Source organism: Shewanella cutis, from assembly GCF_022410515.1.
GTDB lineage: Bacteria > Pseudomonadota > Gammaproteobacteria > Enterobacterales > Shewanellaceae > Shewanella > Shewanella cutis.
In genome coordinates this window covers 18,810-43,798 of the sequence record NZ_JACSDI010000025.1, presented here as the reverse complement: position 1 = coordinate 43,798, position 24,989 = coordinate 18,810, and the positions used below count along the sequence as shown (strand labels likewise).

The 24,989-nt window shown below is 47.8% G+C and carries 19 protein-coding genes; 14 read left to right on the top strand and 5 right to left on the bottom strand.

Features of this window, described 5'->3' with window-relative positions; genetic code table 11:
* Window positions 1–16 precede the first annotated feature (16 nt).
* The 7 genes from H9J30_RS20065 (at window position 17) to H9J30_RS20035 (ending at window position 9,676) form a co-directional block, all read left to right on the top strand.
* Entirely contained in the window at window positions 17–2,866 is a 2,850-nt protein-coding gene (locus H9J30_RS20065) for a molybdopterin-dependent oxidoreductase (RefSeq protein ID WP_240132613.1), read from the top strand.
* A 26-nt stretch (window positions 2,867–2,892) separates the two neighbouring features.
* Window positions 2,893–3,489, top strand: a complete 597-nt coding sequence (gene fdh3B / locus H9J30_RS20060; protein ID WP_011074129.1) for a formate dehydrogenase FDH3 subunit beta — start codon at window positions 2,893–2,895, stop codon at window positions 3,487–3,489.
* A 49-nt stretch (window positions 3,490–3,538) separates the two neighbouring features.
* Window positions 3,539–4,567, top strand: a complete 1,029-nt coding sequence (locus H9J30_RS20055) for a formate dehydrogenase subunit gamma (RefSeq protein WP_240132603.1) — start codon at window positions 3,539–3,541, stop codon at window positions 4,565–4,567.
* A gap of 379 nt (window positions 4,568–4,946) precedes the next feature.
* A complete protein-coding gene (locus tag H9J30_RS20050) occupies window positions 4,947–5,147 on the top strand; it encodes a twin-arginine translocation signal domain-containing protein (protein WP_011074131.1) in 201 nt (66 codons plus the stop codon).
* 17 nt (window positions 5,148–5,164) lie between these two features.
* Window positions 5,165–8,017 (top strand): molybdopterin-dependent oxidoreductase, encoded by a 2,853-nt coding sequence (locus tag H9J30_RS20045; RefSeq protein ID WP_240132602.1) that lies wholly within the window; start codon window positions 5,165–5,167, stop codon window positions 8,015–8,017.
* 29 nt (window positions 8,018–8,046) lie between these two features.
* Window positions 8,047–8,616, top strand: coding sequence for a formate dehydrogenase FDH3 subunit beta (gene fdh3B / locus H9J30_RS20040; RefSeq protein WP_011074133.1), 570 nt, complete (start codon window positions 8,047–8,049; stop codon window positions 8,614–8,616).
* Between the two features lie 76 nt (window positions 8,617–8,692).
* On the top strand, window positions 8,693–9,676 hold the full coding sequence (locus H9J30_RS20035; RefSeq protein WP_240132612.1) for a formate dehydrogenase subunit gamma: 984 nt from the start codon (window positions 8,693–8,695) through the stop codon (window positions 9,674–9,676).
* Window positions 9,677–9,762: 86 nt separating this feature from the next.
* On the opposite strand, the gene H9J30_RS20030 is transcribed toward H9J30_RS20035, so the two are convergent.
* The gene (locus tag H9J30_RS20030) at window positions 9,763–11,820 is read right to left on the bottom strand and encodes a TonB-dependent receptor (RefSeq protein WP_240132601.1); all 2,058 of its coding nucleotides are present in this window, start codon (window positions 11,818–11,820) and stop codon (window positions 9,763–9,765) included.
* Window positions 11,821–12,636: 816 nt separating this feature from the next.
* On the opposite strand from H9J30_RS20030, the gene H9J30_RS20025 reads away from it, so the two are divergent.
* Window positions 12,637–13,932: a methyl-accepting chemotaxis protein gene (locus tag H9J30_RS20025; protein WP_240132600.1), complete on the top strand. Its 1,296-nt coding sequence runs from the start codon at window positions 12,637–12,639 to the stop codon at window positions 13,930–13,932.
* A gap of 489 nt (window positions 13,933–14,421) precedes the next feature.
* Here H9J30_RS20025 and H9J30_RS20020 read toward each other — a convergent pair whose 3' ends face one another.
* Entirely contained in the window at window positions 14,422–15,321 is a 900-nt protein-coding gene (locus H9J30_RS20020) for a bile acid:sodium symporter family protein (protein WP_240132599.1), read from the bottom strand.
* A gap of 362 nt (window positions 15,322–15,683) precedes the next feature.
* Here H9J30_RS20020 and H9J30_RS20015 point away from each other — a divergent pair, with 362 nt between their 5' ends.
* From H9J30_RS20015 to H9J30_RS20005, 3 genes are all read left to right on the top strand, one after another.
* Complete coding sequence (locus H9J30_RS20015) at window positions 15,684–17,021, top strand: coproporphyrinogen III oxidase family protein (protein ID WP_133181538.1); 1,338 nt, start codon at window positions 15,684–15,686, stop codon at window positions 17,019–17,021.
* A 117-nt stretch (window positions 17,022–17,138) separates the two neighbouring features.
* Window positions 17,139–17,372 (top strand): helix-hairpin-helix domain-containing protein, encoded by a 234-nt coding sequence (locus tag H9J30_RS20010; protein WP_240132598.1) that lies wholly within the window; start codon window positions 17,139–17,141, stop codon window positions 17,370–17,372.
* 30 nt (window positions 17,373–17,402) lie between these two features.
* Window positions 17,403–18,344 carry a DUF4424 domain-containing protein gene (locus H9J30_RS20005; protein WP_240132597.1) on the top strand — a complete coding sequence of 314 codons (942 nt, stop codon included), beginning with the start codon at window positions 17,403–17,405 and terminating at the stop codon, window positions 18,342–18,344.
* Between the two features lie 53 nt (window positions 18,345–18,397).
* On the opposite strand, the gene H9J30_RS20000 is transcribed toward H9J30_RS20005, so the two are convergent.
* Complete coding sequence (locus H9J30_RS20000) at window positions 18,398–20,389, bottom strand: ligand-gated channel protein (RefSeq protein WP_240132596.1); 1,992 nt, start codon at window positions 20,387–20,389, stop codon at window positions 18,398–18,400.
* Between the two features lie 122 nt (window positions 20,390–20,511).
* On the opposite strand from H9J30_RS20000, the gene H9J30_RS19995 reads away from it, so the two are divergent.
* A complete protein-coding gene (locus tag H9J30_RS19995; protein WP_240132595.1) occupies window positions 20,512–21,489 on the top strand; it encodes a LysR family transcriptional regulator in 978 nt (325 codons plus the stop codon).
* An 81-nt stretch (window positions 21,490–21,570) separates the two neighbouring features.
* Entirely contained in the window at window positions 21,571–22,443 is an 873-nt protein-coding gene (locus tag H9J30_RS19990; protein ID WP_240132594.1) for a patatin-like phospholipase family protein, read from the top strand.
* Here the strand turns inward: H9J30_RS19990 and H9J30_RS19985 are convergent.
* Complete coding sequence (locus H9J30_RS19985; protein WP_240132593.1) at window positions 22,436–23,371, bottom strand: LysR family transcriptional regulator; 936 nt, start codon at window positions 23,369–23,371, stop codon at window positions 22,436–22,438. The genes H9J30_RS19990 and H9J30_RS19985 overlap by 8 nt on opposite strands.
* Complete coding sequence (locus H9J30_RS19980) at window positions 23,372–24,226, bottom strand: DMT family transporter (protein WP_240132592.1); 855 nt, start codon at window positions 24,224–24,226, stop codon at window positions 23,372–23,374. It abuts the gene before it with no gap.
* A 196-nt stretch (window positions 24,227–24,422) separates the two neighbouring features.
* On the opposite strand from H9J30_RS19980, the gene trmL reads away from it, so the two are divergent.
* Window positions 24,423–24,887, top strand: a complete 465-nt coding sequence (gene trmL / locus H9J30_RS19975) for a tRNA (uridine(34)/cytosine(34)/5-carboxymethylaminomethyluridine(34)-2'-O)-methyltransferase TrmL (RefSeq protein ID WP_144345271.1) — start codon at window positions 24,423–24,425, stop codon at window positions 24,885–24,887.
* Window positions 24,888–24,989: the final 102 nt, after the last annotated feature.

Sequence of the window (24,989 nt, the reverse complement as noted above, 5' to 3'; positions counted from 1 at the left end):
CAGAGGAGTGTGTGTGATGCGATTAACCCGCAAAACAGACCAAGTTGTCGAGCCTAAAGCGCCCGCCCTCGGTCTCAATCGTCGCCAATTTTTAAAATCCGCAGGTCTTGCCACGGGCGGAATTGCTGCGGCTTCAATGCTTGGCACAGGCATGATGCGTAAAGCAGAAGCTAAAGATATTCCCCACAATGCACCGACTGAAGTCAAACGTACCATTTGTTCTCACTGCGCAGTAGGTTGCGGTGTGTATGCAGAAGTACAAAACGGTGTGTGGACAGGTCAAGAACCCGCTTTCGACCATCCATTCAACCAAGGCGGTCACTGTGCTAAAGGTGCTGCGCTGCGTGAACATGGCCATGGTGAAAAACGCCTGAAATACCCAATGAAGTTAGAAGGCGGTAAGTGGAAGAAGATCTCTTGGGATCAAGCCATCAATGAAGTGGGCGATAAAATGATGGCGATTCGTCAAGAATCAGGTCCAGATTCTATCTACTTCATGGGTAGTGCTAAGTTTTCTAACGAACAGGCTTATTTATATCGCAAATTTGCGGCATTGTGGGGCACTAACAACGTCGACCACTCAGCCCGTATTTGTCACTCTACCACGGTAGCCGGTGTTGCAAACACTTGGGGCTACGGTGCGCAAACCAACTCGATTAACGATATTCGCAACTCTAAGTGCATCATGTTTATTGGGGCAAACCCAAGTGAAGCTCACCCAGTTGCAATGCAACATATTCTGATTGGTAAAGAGCGCGGCGCCAAGATTATTGTCGTCGATCCTCGTTTCACCCGTACTGCAGCGAAATCTGACGAGTACGTGCATATCCGCCCAGGTACTGATATTCCGTTTATCTATGGTCTGTTATGGCACATTTTTGAAAATGGCTGGGAAGATAAAGAATTTATCAAACATCGTGTTTACGGTATGGAACGTATCCGCGAAGAAGTGAAAAAATTTACCCCAGAAGAAGTCGAAAACGTGGTGGGCGTGCCTAAGGCACAAATGTATCGCGTCGCTAAGATGATGGCCGAAACAAAACCCGGCACCATTATTTGGTGTATGGGTGGTACTCAGCACCATATCGGTAACGCGAACACCCGCTCATACTGCATGTTACAATTAGCATTAGGTAATATGGGGGTTTCGGGCGGCGGAACTAACATTTTCCGTGGTCACGACAACGTCCAAGGTGCAACGGACTTTGGTCTATTATTCGACAACTTACCCGGTTACTACGGGTTAACTTCTGGCGCTTGGGCACACTGGGCAAACGTGTGGGATTTGGATCCTAAATGGATTACAAGCCGTTTCGACCAAGGTGAGTACTTAGGTCAAGCACCACAAACCTCAACTGGCATCCCATGCTCTCGCTGGCACGACGGTGTGTTAGAAGATAAAACCAAGATCGCGCAAAAGGATAATATCCGTTTAGCGTTCTTCTGGGGCCAATCTGTCAACACCGAAACCCGCGGCCGCGAAGTGCGCGAAGCGCTGAACAAGTTAGATACGGTGGTGGTGGTCGACCCAATCCCAACCATGGCTGGTGTAATGCACCAACGTAAAGATGGTGTGTATCTGCTACCTGCTGCCACCCAGTTTGAAACCTACGGTTCTATCTCTGCAACCAACCGCTCAGTTCAGTGGCGCTCGAAAGTGATTGAGCCGCTGTTTGAATCACTGCCAGACCACGTGATTATGTGCAAACTCGCTAAAAAAGTGGGTATTGATAAAGAGCTGTTCAAGCATATTAAAGTCAATGGTGAAGAGCCATTGATTGAAGATATTACCCGCGAATTTAACAAAGGGATGTGGACAATCGGCTATACAGGCCAAAGCCCTGAGCGTTTAAAAATGCACCAAGAAAACTGGGGCACTTTTAATGCTGATAGCTTAGAAGCACCAGGCGGCCCAGCCAAAGGTGAAACCTATGGTTTACCTTGGCCATGTTGGGGCACGCCAGAGATGAAACACCCAGGCACCCAAATTCTGTATAACGAAGCCAAGCATGTTAAAGATGGCGGTGGTAACTTCCGTGCTCGTTATGGTGTTGAGCACAATGGCGTAAACATTCTTGCAGAAGGAACTTACTCTAAGGGTAGTGAAATCCAAGATGGTTATCCCGAATTTACCGCTGACATGCTCAAGCAATTGGGATGGTGGGATGATTTAACCGAAGAAGAGAAAAAACACGCCGAAGGCAAAAACTGGAAAACAGATATTTCTGGCGGCATTCAACGTGTTGCAATTAAACACGGCTGTATCCCCTACGGTAACGCGAAAGCACGTTGTATCGTTTGGACATTCCCAGATGATATCCCGCGCCACCGCGAGCCGCTCTACACTCCTCGTCGTGACTTAGTCGCTAAATACCCAACCTACGAAGACCGTATGGTTGCACGTCTACCGACACTTTATAAGTCAATTCAGGACAAGGACTTTGCTAAAGACTTCCCACTGGCGCTCACATCGGGTCGTTTAGTGGAATACGAAGGTGGTGGCGAAGAATCTCGTTCTAACCCTTGGTTAGCTGAGCTACAGCAAGAAATGTTTATCGAAATGAACCCGGCAGACGCTGCTGACCGCGGTATCCGTGACGGTGACAATGTCTTTGTTCATAGCCCTGAAGGCGCCAAGATCACAGTGAAGGCAATGGTGACACCACGGGTTGTTCCGGGTGAATGTTTTATGCCGTACCACTTCGCAGGGGTATTTGAAGGTGAAAGCCTTGCGAAAAACTATCCAGAAGGCACAGTGCCTTACGTGATAGGCGAATCAGCAAACACCATTTTAACTTATGGCTATGACGTTGTGACTCAAATGCAAGAAACGAAGTCCAGCCTCTGCCAAATAAGCAAAGCCTAACCTACTTGATGAGGAGATAAGCCATTATGGCAGTCATGAAATTTCTATGTGACACCAAACGCTGCATCGAGTGTAACGGCTGCGTCACAGCATGTAAAAACGAAAACGACTCTGCACTAGAGTGGGGTATTCAACGTCGCCGCGTGGTGACAATTAACGATGGTCAACCAGGTGAAGCATCCATTTCAGTGGCTTGTATGCACTGTACCGATGCTCCTTGCATGGCCGTATGTCCGGCAGATTGTTTCTACCGTACTGACGATGGCATTGTGCTACACAACAAAGATACCTGTATCGGTTGTGGTTACTGCTTCTATGCCTGTCCGTTTGGTGCACCACAATTTCCGAAGAAAACTGCCTTCGGTAGCCGCGGTAAAATGGATAAGTGTACTTTCTGTGCCGGTGGCCCAGAAGAAACCTTCTCCGAAGCCGAGCATAAGAAATACGGTGCAAACCGTATTGCCGAAGGCAAGCTACCCATGTGTGCAGAGCTTTGTGCAACCAAAGCACTGCTTGCGGGTGACGCGGAAGTGGTATCAAACATCTACCGTCAACGTATGGCCTCTCGAGGCAATCCTAACGTGATTTGGGGCTATAACCCCAAGACCGGTGAGATTAACTAAGCAGAGTGAAGGTTAGGGAGTCATCCCTAACCTCTGGCAAGGAGTGAAAATGTTAAACAAACAGTTAAACAAATCACTGCGCAGTCTGTTTGCTCTGATGGTACTCGTGATGGGATTGGGACTAGGCTCAGTAATGAGCGCAAGCCCAGTACAGGCAAGTGATCAGCAATCGAGCCAACAACAGGCGAAAGCGCAAACCAGCGAAGCCGATCTGTGGCGCGCGGTAAAGTCAGGTGAAACTGGCTACACCACGGCCGAAGGCGTCGAAGCTGGAGTGTTGATTAACGTTGCCGGCAACCAAGGTAAAGAACTGAGAAATCAATATATCACCCCGATTATTGCCCTTGCGGTTACGGGTGTGTTTGGCGTTTTCTTACTGTTTTATCTGGTGAATGGCCCCTCAAAACTCAGCCACGGCTTTTCAGGCAAAATGGTTGTACGTTGGTCAAAAGCGGATTTATGGATCCACTGGATCATGGCAATTAGCTGTCTTGTGCTGATGTTTACCGGCTTAACCATTATGCTCGGTAAGCATGTCGTGCAAGAGTTGCTCGGGCCGAATATCTGGGCACCGCTGATCTATGGCAGTAAAACCGTGCACGACTGGGCTGGCCCTATCTTCATCATGTCGTGGATTGTCTGCGTGGTGAAATGGATGCCACTACAAACCTTTAAAATGTATGATCTTAAATGGTTCTTAGTGGTCGGTGGCTACATCAACTTTGGTCCATTCAAAGGTAAGCACCCTGACAGTGGTTTTGCTAACGCCGGTGAAAAAATGTGGTTCTGGACACTGACCCTATTCGGGTTATTTATCAGTGTTTCAGGCATGATGTTAGTGCTCCCCAGCTTAGACCTGCCCCGTGAAGCCTCAATGGCTGCGCTACTGATCCACTCGATCAGTGCCGTTATCCTGATAGCCTTTACGATTGTGCATATCTGGATGGCGACCGTACTCAGCGAAGGCGGTATGGAATGTATGAAGTCAGGCTATTGTGATGAGAACTGGGCAATCCAGCACCACAATTTGTGGTATGACGAAATCAAAGCCAACGGCAGCTTGCGTTATAAAGACTAACTAAAGCGATATGCTAAACCCGATAAAAACACCTCGCGCTGCGGGGTGTTTTTTTACCCAAAAACAAAAAACACATTATTAACAAGTGATTAATATCTCAATAAAAACAGCACTATTTTGCCATCTCAAACTAATAGCCAAACCATGAGCAAGTTAACGCTTTTGGACATGCGCGCCACCTTCTGTAGCCGCAAACTGTTCTAGATCAAATCCTACTCAATTTTTTCCTACTATATTGCCGTCACGCGCGATGATTAACGGCAAGCAAGATGATTTCATTATCTTTTTCACCTCTAATCTTCACTTTTTGATAACAAGCACCATCTCCTCGAAAAGTCGCGCCGTCCCAAAAACCATAACCCCTATTTCAGGAGTCAGCATGAAGCAACAACCTAGCGATTTATCTCGCCGTTCTTTGCTTAAAGCACTCACCGTTGGCAGCGTAGCCGGCGCAGCAATTGCCGCTACCGGCATCAGTGCAGCCCAAGCCAGCGAGAGCAGCAAGGTAACAACTAAAGAGCCTAAGGGTTACCACGAAACTGCGCACATTATCAGCTATTACGATAGCCTGCGTAGCTAATCTAGGAGAAGTCAGCGATGAAGTTAACTCGCAAGTCCGATGTCGCCCAAGTGGCTAACAAACCGACGTTAGGCATTAGCCGTCGTCAATTTATGAAGCAAGCAGGTATTGCTACAGGTGGTATTGCCGCCGCTTCTCTAATGGGTACTGGCATGATGCGCCGCGCAGAAGCCAAAGATGTGCCACATGATGCTCCAATCGAGATCAAACGTACTATTTGTAGTGCGTGTGCTGTCGGTTGTGGTCTGTATGCCGAAGTTCAAAACGGTGTGTGGACAGGTCAAGAGCCTGCATTCGATCACCCATTCAATGCCGGTGGCCACTGTGCTAAAGGTGCTGCGCTGCGTGAACACGGCCACGGTGAAAAACGCCTGAAATACCCAATGAAATTGGTTGATGGCAAGTGGAAAAAAATCTCTTGGGAAGACGCGATTAACGAAGTGGGCGACCAAATGCTCAACATTCGTAAAGAATCAGGCCCAGACTCTGTATACTTTATGGGTAGTGCTAAGTTCTCTAACGAAGGTTGTTATGCATACCGCAAACTGGCGGCCATGTGGGGCACCAACAACGTCGACCACTCTGCTCGTATTTGTCACTCTACCACGGTAGCTGGTGTTGCTAACACTTGGGGCTACGGTGCGCAAACTAACTCTTTCAACGACATTCAGAATGCCAATGCCATCTTCCTGATCGGTGCAAACCCTGCGGAAGCGCATCCGGTTTCAATGCAACATATTCTGATCGCCAAAGAGAAAAACAACGCGAAAATCATCGTTGTTGATCCACGTTTCTCTCGTACTGCAGCACACTCAGATCTGCACTGCGCGATTCGTCCAGGTACCGATATTCCGTTTATTTACGGTATGTTATGGCACATCTTCGAAAACGGTTGGGAAGACAAGACCTTTATCCAACAACGCGTATTCGAGATGGAAACCATTCGTGCAGAAGTGAAAAAATTCCCACCTAAAGAAGTGGCGAATATCACAGGCGTAAGCGAAGAAGTGGTTTATCAAGCCGCGAAACTGATGGCAGAAAACCGTCCAGGTACCGTTATTTGGTGTATGGGTGGTACTCAGCATCACGTGGGTAACGCTAACACCCGCGCATACTGTATTCTGCAATTAGCCTTAGGCAACATGGGCGTATCTGGCGGCGGTACTAACATTTTCCGTGGTCACGATAACGTTCAAGCAGCAACTGACTTAGGTCTGCTATTTGATAACTTACCAGGTTACTACGGTCTGACTACTGCGGCATGGGAACATTGGACTAACGTGTGGGAACTGGATATGGAGTGGATGAAGAGCCGCTTCGATCACGGAACCTACCTTGGTCGTGAGCCAATGACCACACCTGGTATGCCATGTTCACGCTGGTTTGACGGCGTTCTGCTTGAAAAAGATAAACTGGCACAGAAAGACAATATCCGCATGGCTTTCTTCTGGGGACAATCGGTTAACACTGGCACCCGCCAACGTGATGTCCGCGATGCCTTAGATAAATTAGATACGGTTGTGGTCGTGGATCCATTCCCAACCATCGCAGGTATCATGCACAGCCGTAAAAACGGCGTATACCTGTTACCAGCCTGTACTCAATTTGAAGCCTCTGGCGCAGTATCTAACTCAGGCCGTTCAATTCAGTGGCGTGAGCAGGTGATTCAGCCGCTATTCGAATCTAAAAACGATATCGAAATTATGTACATGCTTGCGAAAAAAGTGGGCATTTCTGAGCAATGGGCTAAGCGCTGGAACATCGCAGGCAATATGCCAGTGGTTGAGGATATCTCTCGCGAAATCAACCGCGGTATGTGGACTATCGGTTACACCGGTCAAAGCCCAGAGCGTATCAAACAGCACACCCAAAACTGGGGTACCTTTAGCAACAAGACGCTTGAAGCTGCAGGTGGTCCATGTAAAGGTGAAACCTATGGCTTACCTTGGCCATGTTGGGGCACACCAGAAGCTAAACACCCTGGTACCCAAATTCTGTATAACCAAGACAAGCACGTTAAAGACGGCGGCGGTAACTTCCGTGCCCGTTACGGCGTTGAATACAATGGTAAAAACCTGCTGGCAGAAGGTACCTTCTCCAAGGGCGCAGAAATCCAAGACGGTTACCCAGAATTCTCTGACAAACTGCTTAAGCAACTCGGTTGGTGGGATGATCTGACTGCAGAAGAAAAAGCGGCTGCAGAAGGTAAAAACTGGAAAACAGATTTGTCAGGCGGCATTGTGCGCGTGGCGATCAAGCACGGTTGTATTCCGTTTGGTAATGCGAAAGCCCGTTGTATTGTTTGGACTTTCCCAGACCAAGCCCCTGTACACCGCGAGCCAATTTATACAGCCCGCCGTGACTTAGTGGCTAAATACCCAACCTATGACGATATGCAAGTACATCGTCTACCAACACTGTATAAGACGCTCCAAGAGAACGACTTAAGCGGTAAATATCCATTAGTCATGACCTCTGGTCGTTTAGTGGAATACGAAGGTGGTGGTGAAGAATCTCGTTCTAACCCATGGCTAGCAGAGCTTCAACAGGAAATGTTCATTGAGATCAACCCTGCTGACGCTGCTGACCGAGCTATCCGCAACGGTGAGTTTGTATGGGTAGAAGGTGCTGAAGGCGGTCGTATCAAGGTACAAGCCATGGTGACGCCACGTGTAGCACCGGGTGTAACCTTTATGCCATACCACTTTGCGGGTGTGATGCACGGTGAAAGTTTAGCGGCTAACTATCCAGAAGGCACTGTGCCTTACGTTATCGGTGAATCCTGTAACACGGCACTGACCTATGGTTATGACCCTGTGACCCAAATGCAGGAAACCAAAGCGTCGCTCTGTCAGATCGTTAAAGCATAAGTGCAGCTTAAGCTAGGAGAATTGCCACTATGGCTACAATGAAATTTTTGTGTGATACCAAGCGCTGCATCGAATGTAACGGTTGTGTCACTGCTTGTAAAAACGAAAACGACTCCGCGCTCGAATGGGGTATCCAACGCCGCCGCGTCGTGACCATCAATGATGGTAAACCCGGTGAAGCGTCAATCTCTGTCGCTTGTATGCATTGTTCAGACGCGCCTTGTATGGCTGTTTGCCCAGCAAACTGCTTCTACAAAACCGAAGATGGCATCGTACTGCACGACAAAGATACCTGTATCGGTTGTGGTTACTGTTTGTATGCCTGTCCTTTTGGCGCACCACAGTTCCCACAAAAAGGGGCCTTTGGTAACCGCGGCAAGATGGACAAATGTACCTTCTGTGCTGGCGGCCCAGAAGAAACTCACTCAGAGGCAGAGCGCCAGAAGTACGGTTCAAACCGTATTGCTGAAGGCAAACTACCAATGTGTGCAGAACTATGTGCCACTAAAGCCCTGCTCGCTGGCGATGCTGAAGTTGTTTCTAACATCTTCCGTGAGCGCGTGGCTTACCGTGGTGCTAAAAACGCGGCTTGGAATTAATTCAGGTCACAGGATCTGTCCACAGACTTAGCTTGGCGCCTGCTGGCAGGCGCCACTAAGTGAGAGAGGATGTATGATGAACAAATGGTTCAAACACATAGGTTTAGCCATAGCACTGCTATTTAGTGCCGTGTGTCTAGCCAATGGTGGTGATGGACAGGCGATCCAACCTCAAGCCGCTGACGCCCAAATTTGGGCACAGCTGAAGGATGGCGCCACGGGATACACTGCCTCCCAAAGTGAGTTCCATGCGCAGCCGATCAATACCTATGATCTGCGCGTACTGGAACTGCGTAGCGACTGGTTAGCGCCCGCTTTAATGGCGGCGCTATTCGGCATGATCATTATCTTTGTCTTATTTATCAAGGTGAACGGCATCTCCAAGCTGCACCATGGTTTTTCAGGCAAGATGGTATATCGCTGGTCTAAGTTTGACGTTTCAATCCACTGGTTAGGTGCAATCCCTTGTTTGTTATTAATTTTAACAGGCTTGGTATTACTTGCTGGACGCTTCTTCTTCCAACCTTGGTTGGGTGAGGGTTTCTGGGCAGGCTTAGTCTATGGTGCCAAACAAGTCCACGACGTGATGGCCATTCCTTTCATGATCGGTTGGGCACTGATGACCGTCCTCTGGGCGAAGAACCAGCTGCCAAAAATGTACGATGTGAAGTGGTTTATGGTCGTTGGTGGTTACATCAACTTTGGTCCATTCAAAGGTAAGCACCCTGACGCAGGTTTTGCTAACGCCGGTGAGAAAATGTGGTTCTGGGCCTTTGCCCTGTTCGGGTTGATCATTTCAGCATCAGGTATGTTGTTACTGTTCCCAAATCTTTTCGAACCAAGCCGCACCTTAAGCTTAATCGCGCTGGTATTGCACTCTGTTAGTGCCATCGTGATCTGCGCTTTCTCTATCGTGCACATCTTTATGGCAACTGTGATGTCAGAAGGTGGTATGGAGTGTATGGTGTCTGGTTATTGTGATGAAAACTGGGCAACCCAACACCACAACCTGTGGTACGACGAAATCAAGGCCAACGGCACGTTACAATATAAAGAGTAACATACTCTGATAAAACAAAACCTCCACAGCAAACTGTGGAGGTTTTTTTATGGGTGGAGATTTTTAGTGCTAACTAAACCAATCGCTTAGAAGCGATACATCACGGAGACACCAATATTTCTTGGGTCAATAATCGCGGCATAACCGTCGGGATAACTGCGGCTTGCGGGTTCATTGACTGTCATTGCTTGCTCATCAAATAAGTTATTCACAAAGCCACTGACTCTCCAGCTATCTGTTTGATAATCAAGACTTACACGCGCAACCACATAATCACCCGCCACTCTAGATTCGGTATTATTGATATCCGCAAAATACTCACCAACATAGTTGCCTGAAAAACCGAAAGAGAACGCATCATTCATCCAATACTTGAATCCGGCATTAGCAGTAATGTGCGGGGCTGAGTTCAACTGATTACCGATAATGTCGCCATAGCTAGGATCGGCTTGTTTGATTTCACTATCGAGTAAACCTACGCCCGAAATAAACTGCCAGTTTTCCGTTAACATGGCGCTGAATTCGGCCTCAACCCCGTAGCTGACAGCTTTATCGATATTGGTAATTTTACGGGCGCTATTAGACGCTTGATAACCATCAAAATCGTTGTAAAAGAGGTTAGCACTTAAGTTAACATCGCCATTGGCAAATACGCTACGACTGCTCAGTTCATAGGTATTTACGAACTCCTCATCGTAATAGTAATACTCGCTTTCCACCAAAGACAGCGCGCCACCGCCAGAGTTATAACCACGACGAACGCTGGCCGCTAAGGTGGTATTATCATTCAGCGCGTATTGCAGCACTAACTTCGGCAGGGTAACGGTATTGGCGTCATCGAGTTTTTCCTCAAGTAGACTACCTTGATAGCGCATGTTGAAGTTACGCAATTGCTCTTCACGCATCACTCGGCCACCGACAGTAACCCAGAGCGAGTCGGCGAGCCCATAGGTGACTTCGCCATAAACGGACGAGGACTCTGTGCTATCGTCACCGCTATAGATTGAGCTACCCGTGCTACCAAAATCTTGGCTACGCTTGAAATAGGCTAATCCCACAAAACCGTTAAAATCCTTATCCTTAAGACCAAAGCTATATTTACCATCCACGGTATAACTCTTGTCCTTCATATCCACATATTGCTGAGCTGTGGCAAGGGCCTCATAGGATTCAAAGCCCCAGTTATAATCCATGTAGGCAACAAGCAGATCGAAGGCTTGCCCTTCTCCAAGCTCATAATCCACTTTTACAGAGTGAGTCGTCGATTTAGTCTCGATATAACGTTGGAAAATTGGCTTAAAAGCCCATGGGTTATCACCAGTAAAATAGTTACGCCCAGAGTCACCCTTTTCATCATTGTATGACAAGCTATAGAGTACTTTCAGATCTTCAATCGCACTCGGCTGCCACAAAAATTTGCCGCGCCAGCGATTAGTAATGAGCTCATTTTGATCAAAGGTGGCGGGATTTGTCGGGTATTCCAAACCTTTATTGTAGGTTTCGCCCGTGACATTTTGGCCACTCACCCTAAATGCCAATTCATCATCAAGGATCGGGCCTGAGAGCATCACTGCGCTGTCGATAAAGTTATCTTGATCGCGATAACCTACGCGAGCCGCGCCCTGCCAATCGAAGGTCGGATCTTCGGTTTTAATAAATACCGTACCGCCAATACTGTTACGGCCATTGATAGTCGATTGCGGGCCACGGAACACCTCAATTTGTTGGATATCCCACAACCCAGTATCACCGGTAAGATCAGCAACAAAAGGCTCCGCCACACCATCGACTAAGGTTGATACCCGCGCACGAGCCCCACCGGTGAAAGAGTTAAATCCTGAGGCCGAACCATTACCTGAAACCCCACGAATATCAGGCACAGAACCTGATAGCACTACCACGTTCGGCACCTCGGATAAGGCACTGGAGGTGGATTGATATTGGCCACTATCGAGAGTTTCCTTGTCGATCACAGAAATTGATGACGTCGTATCCTTAAGGCTACGCTCAATCTTCTCACCATAAACAGTAATTCTTTCAATCGGTTCTGAAGACTCAGCATCCGCAGCGGCATAAGCGGAAGATATTAGTAAACTCGAAACGATTGCGGCAATTGCACTTTTCTTAAACGCCCTGCATTCCATAACAACCTCGACGGCACTCATTGATAAAAAGGTATTAACTAAAAATGCCGACAATCTATATTAAAACAACCTTAATCACAATTGATAATCGATATCATTTACATTTCAAATTATTACTTTGTGATACGACGCATATTCATCAGGAATGGCATAAAAAACATGGGACATTAGGGGGCAAATGCGATGACTTTAGTGACAGATAAAGATAGTCGCAGAGCTTTATGAGTTTTTGGGATTTCCTTCACAATCATCTTTATGACTGTCAATACACTGTAGTATGAACTGTAACTATCAGCATTTTAATTATTAAAATCAATATGATGAAAACATACTGAACTTTAATTACATAACATATGACAACTGTTAGGCTATCCCATGCTAACAGGACACAAACAAAACCTTATAAAACATTAGATTAGCAATTATCACATTAAGAAAGCGCGTTGCAGAACGGTTAGCCAAGGAGCTAAACTAACCACTCATGTAATTCAATTACACCCTTCTTGATTTTATACCCCAGTAGGCCACCATGTTTAACAATGCCAAAACCAGCACATTGACGGCGCTGCCCTCAGTGTTTGCGAGTATTTTATTGATCATTATCGGTATTTCCTCCTATAGGGGTTTTACCGAACTCAATGACACTAATATAAAACTAGTAAACAATACCCAGCTCGCCGAAACCTTCACCAGTGTGCGTGAAGCTTTTTTTGAGTTGCGTTTAGCCACCTTAGTCCATAAAACTGACGCTATCAGCTTGCAGCAGCGCAATGTGCAGCAATTCGTTGCTAAACTCGATGAATTTAATACTGTTTTATGGGGCAAGATGCCAAAACTATCCGCACACTCTTGCCACAAATCGAGCAATATGTGCGTTTATATCAACAGGAGGTCGCTCTTGCCAAACAAACGGGCACTGAGCCTGAGCTCACTCCCGAACGCGCCGCATTGGGGCCAAAGGTCAGCAATCAAATCAATCAATTAGTTAAATTAATTACCCAACGCAATCACGAACTCGGCAAACAAGCAGAAGACAAAGTGAGCTCAACCGAGACCCTGCTGCTCGGACTCATCTTAGTCGCGATTATCGCCTCCCTACTCAGCGCTCTATTTATGAGCAAGCGTTTGGTCAATATCGTTAATCAGATCAAACGTGTTGTAGAGCATCTTGCCGATGGCGATCTTACCCACAAGACTCAGATCAGCGGTAATAACGAACTGTGCGCGTTAGGTGCCGATCTCGACCGAGTGATAGACCACCTGCGCCATATGATTTCTGATATAGCTCAAGCATCTGAGCACATGTCAGACCAAATTAGTCAGCTCAATGTGCAATCAAACGCCAATAGCCATGCATTGCAAACCCACGCCGTTGAAACCGACCAAGTCGTGACGGCCATGACCGAAATGAGCGCAACAGCCCATAACGTTGCTGGTGATGCTGCCTCTGCAGCCCAGTTTACTCAACAAGCGAATGAACAAGCCGATAAGTCGAAAAAAGCCGTGACACAAGCGGCTAGCACCGTAATAGCCCTTGTCGGCAAGGTCGATGTGGCCGCCGTAGCCATAAACGACATGAATGAAAACACCCGTCATATTGCCACTATCTTAAAAGTTATTGGTGATATCGCCGACCAAACCAACCTTCTCGCTCTAAACGCGGCTATTGAAGCCGCCCGCGCAGGTGAACAAGGAAGGGGCTTTGCCGTTGTAGCAGATGAAGTGCGTGCCCTCGCCGCCCGCACTCAAACGAGCACAGCAGAAATTAATCAGATGCTTGAGCGACTGCAAAGCGGCGCCAACTGTGCCGTTAACGCTATGGAGGAGACCAAGCAAAGCTGCCAGCAAGCGGCTGATACCACAACACTGGTAACGGAAAATCTAGAGACACTCACAACATATGTTTTTGATATAAATGGATTAAGTAATCAAATCGCCACCGCCGCCGAAGAACAAAGCGCCGTGACAGAAGAAATTAATCGCAACTTAAGCACCATCCGCGAAATGGTAGATGAACTAAATCAAAGCGGCAAAGCCACCCTCAATAGCGCCACATCCTTGGCCGCCACCAAGGAGCAACTGACAGGCGTGGTCTCACATTTTAAGCTGTAAACTGCATCATTAAATTGGGCTAATATGGCCTAATATCACAAGATATTAGGCCAAACTGTTTAAGATCAATTCATTAAGCCTTAAATAAACATCTAATAGCTTTCTTAAGCACCTATCTATAACCTAACCCATAAAGACTTAGCTGCTACACCAAAGCTATGACCAATATCCTAAAAACAAAGTCGATTTACCTCGCTATAGGCATGCTTATTGGAGTCGTTATTGGCTGTCTATCGCTATGGATAAGCAATTTGTTTATAGCGACAGCATCCATTCTTGGCTGGTTACTCATGGCCGGAGTGCCTTCCGCTAATAGTCACCCACTTCGAAAGTATCCTTCTTTATATTCATCAGCCTATTACCTATAGCTTGGGGAGTTTATACAACGGCCAATTAATCGCGCATTAACAGCCCGGATTTCGATCACAGGATAACTGGATGAGGTGATGACCGCACACCTTGGCAACAAAGTAGAGGCCACAACAGGAATTACTCCAATGCCTCTGTCTGTTTCTGCTGCGCTAAACTCGCCCAATACCCTGCCAACATCGCACCTGAGAGATTATGCCAAATTGAGAAAATGGCGCTGGGGACGGCGGCGAGTGGGCTAAAAAACTCGATAGATAAGGCAGTTGCAAGGCCGGAGTTTTGCAGCCCCACCTCAATCGAAATGGTTTTACACACTGTATGGTTAAAGCCGAGTCCCAAGCCATTATGCAGAAACACCGCGAGTAAAATCACAGGCCCCACCAGGGCAAATTGCCCCGCATTTAAAGCCACAATGATGCTAATTGCCATAACAATCGCCACGATCGAAATCAGCGGTAACGCGGGGGCAAGTTTAGCCACCTGCGGTTTAAAGAAGTGATTCAATACCACACCCACAGTCACTGGGATAAGCACGATTTTAACTAGGCTGAGTAACATATCCATCAACGGAATAGCGACCATCTCACCGATTAAGAGCTGAATAATCAAAGGAGTGAGCACTACCCCCGCTAAAGTGGATAGCGCCGTCATAGTAATAGATAAGGCGACATCGCCCTTAGCCAAATAGCAAATTACATTCGATGCCGTACCGCCCGCTACGCTCCCCACCAGCACCATGCCGATAGTCAGTTCCCTATCGAGCCCTAACAGCAAACTGATCGCGAGGGCGCTTAAGGGCATCAGAGTAAATTGCAAAATTAAGCCCGTGATAACAGCACGTTTCTGCTTGAATGCATTGGCAAAATCTTGTAAATCTAAGGTCAAGCCCATGGATAACATAATCACCACCAGCAGCGGTACTATGCTGGTTTTCAATCCGATAAACCATGCTGGCATGAGGTACGCTATTCCCGCTCCAATTAGAGCAAACAACGGAAACCAGCGGTTGATATTGAACATGACAAAACCTTTTATAAAGCCATTACCGCAGGGATAATGACAGCCAGACTCCTGCTGTACAAGCCAAAGCGTCCACAGACAAAAAACTCCAAGGTTCAAATTTCAATCTTTCGTTTTACTGTTTCAGTTAATCGCTCAAATTCAATAAGAAACAGCCAAAATCTCAGCAGATATGCATCCACAATCACTAAAACATGATCTGCTTAACAAAAAGCTAGTGATTTCCTTGTTAGGAAACCGTAACTTATAACCAGTTCACGTTTTATTTACTCCATTCGAGGTAGTCTAATTACGCTAGGTGGTCGTGAATTACCTAAAGCAATTACGGTGTTTACGGTTAGCACTCTCAGATAGGAATCGTTATGTCTTCAGTTATTCAAACGCTCAATGGCGCTATCGCAACGCCTTATCAAGCGAATATTACCGTCCCTAACTGGATGCTCAGCTCGATGGAACGAGTCATGCAGTATTATGTCGATAAGAATCTTCGCCTCGATACACTCTCCGCCGACATCATGCCCGCACCGGTCGAAGGTAAAAAGTACATGCTTTATGCCCATGTGCCCTTCTGCCATACCTTGTGTTCGTACTGTACCTTCCACCGTTTTATGTTTAAGGAAGACAAGGCGCGCGCTTACTTTATCTCCCTGCGTAAAGAGATGGAGATGGTCAAAGCCTTAGGCTATGACTTTGAATCTATGTACATTGGCGGCGGCACCACCACGGTATTAGAAGATGAACTCGCCCGCACCATTGAACACGCCAAGACGCTATTCCCAAATATTAAAGAAGTGTCCTGCGAGTCAGATCCGCAGCATTTAGACAGCCCAGGCTTTAAGCAACTTAAGGGTTTAGTGGATCGCATGTCTATCGGCGTACAGAGCTTTAACGACGATATTTTAAAAATGACCGACCGCCTCGAAAAATTCGGCACCGGCCAGCAAACCTTCGACAAGATTATGGCAGCTAAAGAGCTGTTCCCCATTATCAACGTCGACCTAATTTTTGGCTTCCGCGGCCAAACCGATGAAGTGATCCAGCACGACTTAGACATGGCCTCACGCCTCGACCCAAGACAGATCACCACCTATCCGCTGATGATTACGCACCAAACGCGTAAGAGTGTTAAAGGCAAGCTCGCCGCACCACAAGCAGATATGGCCAACCAGTACCGCCAAATCTTAAACAGTCTAAATGGTCAATATAATCAGTTGTCTGCATGGGCCTTTGGTAAAGCAAATGACGAAGGTTTTGATGAATATGTAATCGACTACGATGAGTATTTAGGGGTGGGTTCAGGCTCCTTTAGCTTTTTGAATGACACTTTATACGTTAACACCTTCTCGCTACGTAAATACCAAGAGCGGATCGCCGCCGGCAAGATGGGCGTCGAGCAACAGAAGAACTACAGCAAAAAAGATGTGATGCAATATCGCTTCCTGCTGGGAATGTTCTCCGGTCGCCTGTCGCGCAAATATTTCCGCGAAACCTTTGGCGTTAACTTAGACACAGCCCTGTTTAAGGAAATGACCTCGATGAAGCTGATTGGCGCCATCAAGAACGACCCCACCGATCCCGATAATCTGATCATCACAGATAACGGTAAGATGATGGGCCTGTTAATGATGAAAGAGTTCTACGCTGGCATGGATAACGTGCGCGCGCAATTGCGTAAACCGCTCAAACCCTGCGATATGTAAGCAAGAGTAAAACCACTAAAGGCCCTTTATGGGCCTTTTTGTTAAGGTGATTTCGCGCTACTCTTGCCTCGGTTTATTCGCATTCGTGACCAACCCAGTAATAAAGGAGTATTCGTTATGGGTTTTACTGAGCAAGAAAAACAAGCACTACTCGCCGTTAAGGGCGTTGGCCCGACTGTCATTAAACGCTTTGAAGAAATCGGTATTAGCTCACTTGCGCAGTTAGCCGAGCATGAGGTCGAGGATATCGCCAACCTCGTCGCCAGCATGTTGCGCACTACTTGTTGGAAAAACAGCCCGCAGGCACGCAACGCCATTGCCGCGGCCATTGAACTTGCCCGCCGCCAGTAATCTTATTATTTCTAATTCGTTGAGATATTTATGCCATCTTATTTTCGCATCTTAGCTTGCAGTATAACCGCGCCGCTATTTAGCACATCGGTTTTTGCCAACGACAGCAGTTTCGGTGATGCCAATGGTTCAATCACCCTTAAATATCAGCCGCATATCAGTATGGACAAAGAGTCACTCTTTATCAGCGAGGCCGAAATCAGGGTCGATTATGTGTTTACCAACACCAGTTCGCAGGATCTTATCGTCCCTATCGCCTTCCCCATGCCGCCGATGTTTTTTGGCTCCGCCGATCATAGCAGCATCGATAACTTCACCCTTAAAGTGAATGGCAAACCCCAGCCAACCGAGCACAGGCTCGTCGCTCAACTTGCCGATAAAACCGATATTTCTGCCGAGCTTAAAAAACTCGGCTGGGGTGTAGAGGAAGTCGCCTATTTTGCCGAATATGGCGAAGTCCCCAAGGGCAAACCTGCGCTCCCCAGTCAATGGTTGGATGAGGACCAAGAAATCGCCTTTACCCTAAGTGATTACTTTGTGTGGCAGCAAACCTTCCCTGCGGGCCAATCTGTCTCCATCAGCCACAGTTATACGCCGAGCCTCTCAACGGGCATCCCCGATACTGCCAATAGTATTATCGATACTTACACTGAACTTGCCTGTTTAGATGAAAGCACCAAACAAGGTATCAAGAAGCGCAATCTCGTCGTTAAACAAGACGGTGAAGATGTTGAATATGGCGTGGAATGGAGCCACCTTAGCTATATTTTGGTCACGGCCAATAACTGGCAAGGGGCGATTAAGGACTTCAAACTCACTATTAAAAAATCCCAGCCCACTGATCTCATTAGCCTGTGTTTTGATGGCGAGCTTAAAAAAACTGACCCACTCACCTTTGAATTCCAGCAAAAACAGTTCACGCCAAAGCAAGATCTCAGCATCCTGTTTATTCGTAAACCGAATTTTGAATAATCAAAAAAGAAGCCAGCTAGGTGCTGGCTTCTTTATAAATCACTGTTTTTAAGTTAAAAACTATAAGTCATACCTAACCAGTAACGGCGGCCATCTTCAATGTAGCCATATTCTTCTTGAGTGATTTCCTTATCGAAGGCGTTATAAATACCCGCGCTGAACTTAATGCTGTCGTTAACGCGATAGTTGGCCCCTAAATCTAACAGCGTATAGGACGGCGCAATCAAACTACGCGAAGAAGGACCTGTGGTCGGTTGGCTCTCTTCGCCACGGTAGTTAACCCGCAGCCAAGTATTTAAGTTATCTATCGGCTCATAGTTAACCGACAATTGTATTAAATGCTTAGGTAACTGATTCAATGGACTACCTTTGTAGGCACCCGTCTTTTGCTCTGAATCCGTGTAAGTGTAGTTACCTGTTAGAGCTAAGTTACTCAAGATCTTATAGTCGATACTCAGCTCCACCCCTTGAGTGACCGCCTCGTCTATATTCACATAAGTGGTGGGATCGGCGCCAAACTGGTTTGGTCCATCGGTACATTTCGTTGCAGGGCAAGCGACACGGGTGATCTTGTCCTTAAACTCGTTATAGAACACGCCAGCACTGGTGGTGATGGAATCGGTGAGATCGGTGTAAATGCCTAACTCATAGTTCACTGAGGTTTCGGGTTGTAAATCCGGGTTACCGTACATATTGCCGCCTCGGCTCACCTGCCCCCAATCGGGCACGGTTTGCCTCAGGCTCGGCGCCCTAAAGCCCGTCGACACACCGCCTTTTAAGGTAGTGTGTTCGGTCAGCCCCCATACCCCGTAAATCCGTGGGCTGAGGTGGTCACCAAAGTTTTCATCATCATCTAACCGCAGCCCTAAGGTTAAGGCAAAATCATCGACGATACGCCATTCATCCTCTGAGAACACTGACCATTGGCGGCGACTAATATCTTGTAAATCACTAACCTGATTGCCGGTTTCATCGGTGAGATCTTGATAATTGAAGGCAGCGCCAAAGGTTGCCGTATGACTTTCACCTAAGGTGGCAATCACACTGGTTTGAGCATCGGTATTTTTGATTTTCATCTTACGGGATTTGTTATCGTACACTTCGTGCTTGATATAAGTATCCGAGGTGCCAAAGTCCCAACGCCCAGTATGCGATAGCGAAATGGTGCTGTTTTCATACTCAGTTGTCGACGATGCTGGGCAGCCACCACGACCACAACTGGCACCCGGTGCCAATGGCGCAACGGTTTTACCCAAGGTGCTGTCCAGTTCTTGGTTGGCGGTGCCGACTTCCAACATAATGTCATGGTCTTGGTTAGGCGTGAGGGCAAATCTGGCGGTGAGATTATCCGCATCACGACCTCGGTAACCGCCATAGATATTATCTTCTTCACGTTGGGTATATTGGCCGTATAACTGCACGCCGAGCAGATCTTTAATCAAGCCACCGTTCGCAAAAAAGTTGCCTTGATACACATTGCCCGAGGCCGACTTCTCCTGCAAAGTGCTATCGAGGCGCAATTCCCCCTGCCACTCATTGGGGACTTTGCGAGTGATAATGTTGATCACCCCACCAATGGCGTCAGAGCCATAAAGCGATGACATGGGGCCACGAACAATTTCAATCCTATCGATTGCGGCGAGCGGCGGCGTCCAAGCACCTTCCACGCCAGGGCCATCACTGTTGGTGCGGGTCTCGCGGGAAGACTGGCGCTTACCATCAACTAAAATCAGCGTGTACTGGCTACCCATGCCCCGCAAACTAATATCACGCCGGTCTGCGCCACCAGTCACCACCACACCGGGCACTTCTAACATGGCGTCGGTTAAATCACGGTAAAAACGCGTATCGAGATCCTCACGGGTGATCACGCTGATAGAAGCGGGCGCGTCACGCACTTGCTGTTCAAAGCCCGATGCAGTGACGACAATCCTTTCCATCATCTTGTCTAGATCGGGTGCGGTATCTGCAAATGCGTAAGTTGCGGGCAGTAACAATGCAGCAGAAACCACCTGTGCGAGGATCTTTTTACGACGTAACAACATAACCAACGAGTCTCCCTTAACAGCCTTCTAAATGATAATAATTTTCAATACGGCAATGTATCCCTATGTTACAATCAGCTCAAGTTAGACTTTGAGTAATCACTTGTAAGAGTTGCTTAAGAATGAATAGAAATATGGTCAAGGGCATGATCGTGTTTGCCACCATCGCGGAAAAAGGCTCGATGAGTGCAGCGGCAGCACAGCTGAATCTGAGCTCATCGGCGGTGAGCCAACAAGTTGCAAAGCTTGAAATGGATATGGGAATTAGTCTGTTTCACCGTAATACTCGCCATCTGACGCTCACGGAGGCGGGGCATTTATTTTATGACAATTGCATAAAAATCATAAAAATAGTAGAAAGCGCAGAACATCAACTGCACGCATTAAAAGGTACACCTTCAGGAGAGCTTAAAATTGCCGCCCCTGTAGGTTTTGGCGGTGGTTTACTCAGCCAGCCATTAGCGCATTTATTGGCGGCCCATCCGCAGATCAGCCTCAATCTGCAATTGCAGGACGGCCCAATCGATATAGTCAACGAAGGAATCGATCTGGCGATTTGCATCGGCCCCCTTTCGGATTCGAATCTTATCGCTCGTCCGTTGGCGGATTGGCGCATGCTGCTGTGTGCCGCCCCGAGCTGTATTCCCCAGCATCAGCGCCTGCAACATCCTGACGACTTACAAGGGCTCAATCGCATCAGCCACAGTTATGCTAAGCCCGAGTTCTTAACCCATTTACAGACTCAAGAGCGAATCGAGCTTCCAGCCCAGCGTATCAGCGTGAACAATATGCAGACGCTGATCCAACTCACCCTCGATGGATTAGGGTTTGCCGTGCTGCCTGAACCCGAGGTGCATCAATACCTTGCATCGGGGCAGCTGGTGACACTCTTACCCGAGTGGTCACTACGAACTTACAGTGTTTACAGCGTAACATCGGCGCGGGACAAACAACCCGCCAAGGTGAAAGAAGCCATTGCAGCCCTTAGCCAATATTTTAGCCAAATCGATTTTAGCCCGAGCCATTCTCACCTACAGGTGAAACCCGAATCCTCCGAGCTAGCACCAAAATTCATCTCTGGATTAGCTATAGCCATTTAACTCGCTCATCAAGCACGGGTTTTATTTCTATATCGAGCTGGAGTATGCTGCGCTATCCATTGGCTCAACAGTAGTAACGCAATGCAAGATGTGGCCTTAGTGTTAGAGGGCGGCGGCCTGAGGGCAATTTATACTGCCGGCGTGTTAGATGCCTTTTTGCAGCAACAATTGCACTTCCCCTATGTGATTGGTGTATCGGCGGGGGCGATTTATCCCGCTTCTTATGTCTCACGCCAATTTGGCCGCAATTTAAAAATTCAGCAGCAATATCTGCGGGATAAGCGCTACATGGGGCTACGCCACTGGTTAGCCGCGGGGAATTACGTCAATACCGATTTTACCTATAAGCGTATGGCCTATGAGTTACTGCCTTTTGATTTTAAAACCTTTTTAACGAGCGGTACTGAGTTTAAGGTCGGGGCATTTAATTGCCAGACAGGACGGACAGATTTCTTTGGCATGGCCGATTTTCAAGATCACGACAAATTGCTCGACGTGCTTATCGCCTCCTCGAGCCTGCCTTTTATGGCCAATCCCTATCCGATAAACCACCAAACCTACCTCGATGGTGGCATCGCCGCCCCCATTCCGGTAGCGCAGGCGCTGCAAGATGGCTATAAACGCCAGGTGGTGATCCTGACCCAAGATGCAAGCTATCGAAAATCGCCGATGAAGTTCAATTGGTTAGCTCGCAAGTGTTATCAAGCATATCCAGCAGTGGCCGCTGCGCTCAAAGTACGCCACCAACGTTATAACCACTCCCTCGAGGAACTCGCCCAGAGTGTTGCCAGCGGCCAGTCCTTTGTGATCCGCCCTGCTACACCACTTAATCTTTCGCGACTTGACCGTAATATCGATAAAGTGACCGCCGTGTATCACCAAGGCCTAGCCGATGGACAGGCGATTTTGCCCAAGTTACAAGCTTGGCTAAACACTGGGGCAGAAGTTAGTTAGGGAGCGAGGCGCTGACTTTGTTAATAATCAGTTCCCGCAGCCATTTATGGCTGAGGTCGTGCTCGAAATGCTTATGCCACATCAGCAGGTAAGCGCCGGGGATCAGCTTAATGGGTGAAGGTAAATACTTAAGATCAAATGACTTCATCACCGCTAAGGCATAACGGGACGGCGCGCAAAGAATTAAATCGCTTTGCTCACACAGGGCCAGCGCACTCTGGAAGTCGGTCATATTCACCGCAATATCCCGTTTCCGCCCTTGCATTTGCAGCACATCGTCCAGTAACCAATGTTCCAAGCCGCCAAAGGCCACCTGCAACTGGCGATAGCTTAAAAAGGTGTCGAGATTCCACTCCTGCGCTAATGCAGGATGGTCGCGGCGCATCAGGCAAACCGTATAATCCTGCACTAATTCAACATAATTGAGATCGTCCGGAATATGGTTAACATGCATGGGTGAGCGTTCATCCCATTCGCGGCAGCCAATAGCCAAGTCAATATCGCAGCGCAGCAATTTGTCCATAGTATCGAGCCGCCACGTTTGGCAATTGAGACTCACCCCGGGCGCCTGCGCTAAGAGCGAAGGCATAAAATGCGGGAAGGTCAACGAATAGGTGGTTTCGACCAGATGCATTCGAAATTGCCTTTGGCTTAAGGCGGGCTCAAAACTATCGGGCCGAGTAAATTGCGCTAATTGCTGTAAGCATTGGCGTAAGTCGGGCGCCAGCGACAGCGCCTTGGGCGTCGGTTTTAAGCCGTAAGCGGTGCGCTCGAATAAGGGGTCATCAAACACTTCCCGCAGGCGAGTCAATTGCTTGCTCACCGCCGACTGACTTAAGTGCAGCCGCGCCGCCGCGGCCGTTACACTTTGCTCCTCGAGGAGGATTTCCAGTACTGGCAGTAAGTTTAAGTCTAAGTGTTTTAGCATTTAACCCCTCGCTTTTAAGGGACTCCACCTCAAATTTTGCGGCAATTTCATCAGCAGCAGAGACAATAAAATCACTAAAATCCCTGCCCACTGGCGCATATCTAAGGTTTCACCCACAATCAATACGCCTAATGATACGGCAACCACGGGATTGACTAAAGCGACCATGCCCATGATTTCTGGTCCTAAATTTCGCATCGACCACAGCCAAGCCCAATAGGCCACCGCGGTATTGGCAGTAGCTAACCAAATGAGTGAAGGAACCACATTCATACTCGGTATCTGTGGCGGCCCCGCCATAAACCACGCCAGCGGGATCAACATCAATCCCCCCAAGAGTAATTGCCATGCGGTAAGCACTAAAAAATCGCCCACATCCCAGCGCTGCATCCAGCGGGAAGAAAAGGCAATTAAAGTCGTCGCACTCAACATACACAGGACACCAATCGGGTCGAGATCTGCAGATGGATTTAGCAGTAAGATCACCCCAACTAACCCCATCAAACCGAGCAGTAGCCACTTCATCCCCGGACGTTTTTTATCAATCAACCAAGCGAGGATCAAAAAGATTAATGGCAACGTCGCCCCCAGCGTGCCCGCAACGGCACCCGGTAGCCGATAGGCGCCAATAAACAACAGTGCAAAGAAGGCGCCAATATTACAAAACGCCAGCAAGCTTAATTTAGACCACGCCAGCGTCGGCAAACGTGGTCGCAGCATCAGCAGCAATATGCCCGCAGGCAGCGCGCGCCAAACCGCCACCCAGTAGGGCGACATATCCTGTAAGTAAAGACTCACCAGTGCATAAGTGGTCCCCCAAAACACCGGGGCGAGTAACGCAATCACAAACGGCATAATGACTTCTTAAAAAGTATCTTGATATTGAGATATATTACTTTGAGAGAATAAAACAGGCAAGCGCTGAGATAAGGTTAATAGTGAGAAAAGAAAAGGGACTAGCGTTTATGCCGCTGTAGATATGCGCACGCAGAGCTGTGCTTAAGCCTTGTTTGCCGTATAATCGGGCGTCATTTTTTATAGGCGGGCAAGCATGTTCCATATCGCACTCTATGAGCCAGAAATCGCACCCAACACGGGTAATATAATTCGCCTTTGCGCAAACAACGGCAGCCAACTGCATCTAATTGAGCCACTTGGATTTGATTTTGAAGAGAAAAAACTGCGCCGCGCGGGCCTAGACTATGCCGATTTAACCAATGTGACTCGCCATAAAAACTTTGAGGCCTTCCTCGAGGCCATGGCTGGCAAACGCATTATGGCCTGTACTACTAAGGGCAGCCGCCCGCATACTGAACTCAGTTTTGCTAAGGATGACGTGCTGCTATTTGGCCCTGAAACCCGTGGGCTACCTATGCCGATTATTGAGTCGATCCCGACCGAGCAGCGATTACGCATTCCGATGGCAGCCACCAGTCGCAGCCTCAACCTTTCCAATGCCGTGGCGATTATCAGCTACGAAGCCTGGCGTCAGCTTGGGTTTGAAGGCGCAATTTAATACCTAGGAATACTGATTTGGATTAGGCTGTTTTAAAGTTGGACACCCAACCTTAATAGCTGTTTTAAAGTTGGACACCCAACCTTAATAGCGCTGCGGTTA

What these genes read in the sequence shown, in the direction of transcription:
- trmL (WP_144345271.1), top strand. Translation starts at nt 24,423, where the DNA reads ATGTTCCATATCGCACTCTATGAGCCAGAAATCGCACCCAACACGGGT.
- H9J30_RS20005 (WP_240132597.1), top strand. Translation starts at nt 17,403, where the DNA reads ATGCCATCTTATTTTCGCATCTTAGCTTGCAGTATAACCGCGCCGCTA.
- H9J30_RS20035 (WP_240132612.1), top strand. Translation starts at nt 8,693, where the DNA reads ATGAACAAATGGTTCAAACACATAGGTTTAGCCATAGCACTGCTATTT.
- H9J30_RS20010 (WP_240132598.1), top strand. Translation starts at nt 17,139, where the DNA reads ATGGGTTTTACTGAGCAAGAAAAACAAGCACTACTCGCCGTTAAGGGC.
- H9J30_RS19985 (WP_240132593.1), bottom strand. Translation starts at nt 23,371, where the DNA reads ATGCTAAAACACTTAGACTTAAACTTACTGCCAGTACTGGAAATCCTC.
- H9J30_RS20050 (WP_011074131.1), top strand. Translation starts at nt 4,947, where the DNA reads ATGAAGCAACAACCTAGCGATTTATCTCGCCGTTCTTTGCTTAAAGCA.
- H9J30_RS20015 (WP_133181538.1), top strand. Translation starts at nt 15,684, where the DNA reads ATGTCTTCAGTTATTCAAACGCTCAATGGCGCTATCGCAACGCCTTAT.
- fdh3B (WP_011074129.1), top strand. Translation starts at nt 2,893, where the DNA reads ATGGCAGTCATGAAATTTCTATGTGACACCAAACGCTGCATCGAGTGT.
- H9J30_RS20055 (WP_240132603.1), top strand. Translation starts at nt 3,539, where the DNA reads ATGTTAAACAAACAGTTAAACAAATCACTGCGCAGTCTGTTTGCTCTG.
- fdh3B (WP_011074133.1), top strand. Translation starts at nt 8,047, where the DNA reads ATGGCTACAATGAAATTTTTGTGTGATACCAAGCGCTGCATCGAATGT.
- H9J30_RS20045 (WP_240132602.1), top strand. Translation starts at nt 5,165, where the DNA reads ATGAAGTTAACTCGCAAGTCCGATGTCGCCCAAGTGGCTAACAAACCG.
- H9J30_RS19990 (WP_240132594.1), top strand. Translation starts at nt 21,571, where the DNA reads ATGCAAGATGTGGCCTTAGTGTTAGAGGGCGGCGGCCTGAGGGCAATT.
- H9J30_RS20020 (WP_240132599.1), bottom strand. Translation starts at nt 15,321, where the DNA reads ATGTTCAATATCAACCGCTGGTTTCCGTTGTTTGCTCTAATTGGAGCG.
- H9J30_RS19980 (WP_240132592.1), bottom strand. Translation starts at nt 24,226, where the DNA reads ATGCCGTTTGTGATTGCGTTACTCGCCCCGGTGTTTTGGGGGACCACT.
- H9J30_RS20025 (WP_240132600.1), top strand. Translation starts at nt 12,637, where the DNA reads ATGGGGCAAGATGCCAAAACTATCCGCACACTCTTGCCACAAATCGAG.
- H9J30_RS20000 (WP_240132596.1), bottom strand. Translation starts at nt 20,389, where the DNA reads ATGTTGTTACGTCGTAAAAAGATCCTCGCACAGGTGGTTTCTGCTGCA.
- H9J30_RS20065 (WP_240132613.1), top strand. Translation starts at nt 17, where the DNA reads ATGCGATTAACCCGCAAAACAGACCAAGTTGTCGAGCCTAAAGCGCCC.
- H9J30_RS19995 (WP_240132595.1), top strand. Translation starts at nt 20,512, where the DNA reads ATGAATAGAAATATGGTCAAGGGCATGATCGTGTTTGCCACCATCGCG.
- H9J30_RS20030 (WP_240132601.1), bottom strand. Translation starts at nt 11,820, where the DNA reads ATGGAATGCAGGGCGTTTAAGAAAAGTGCAATTGCCGCAATCGTTTCG.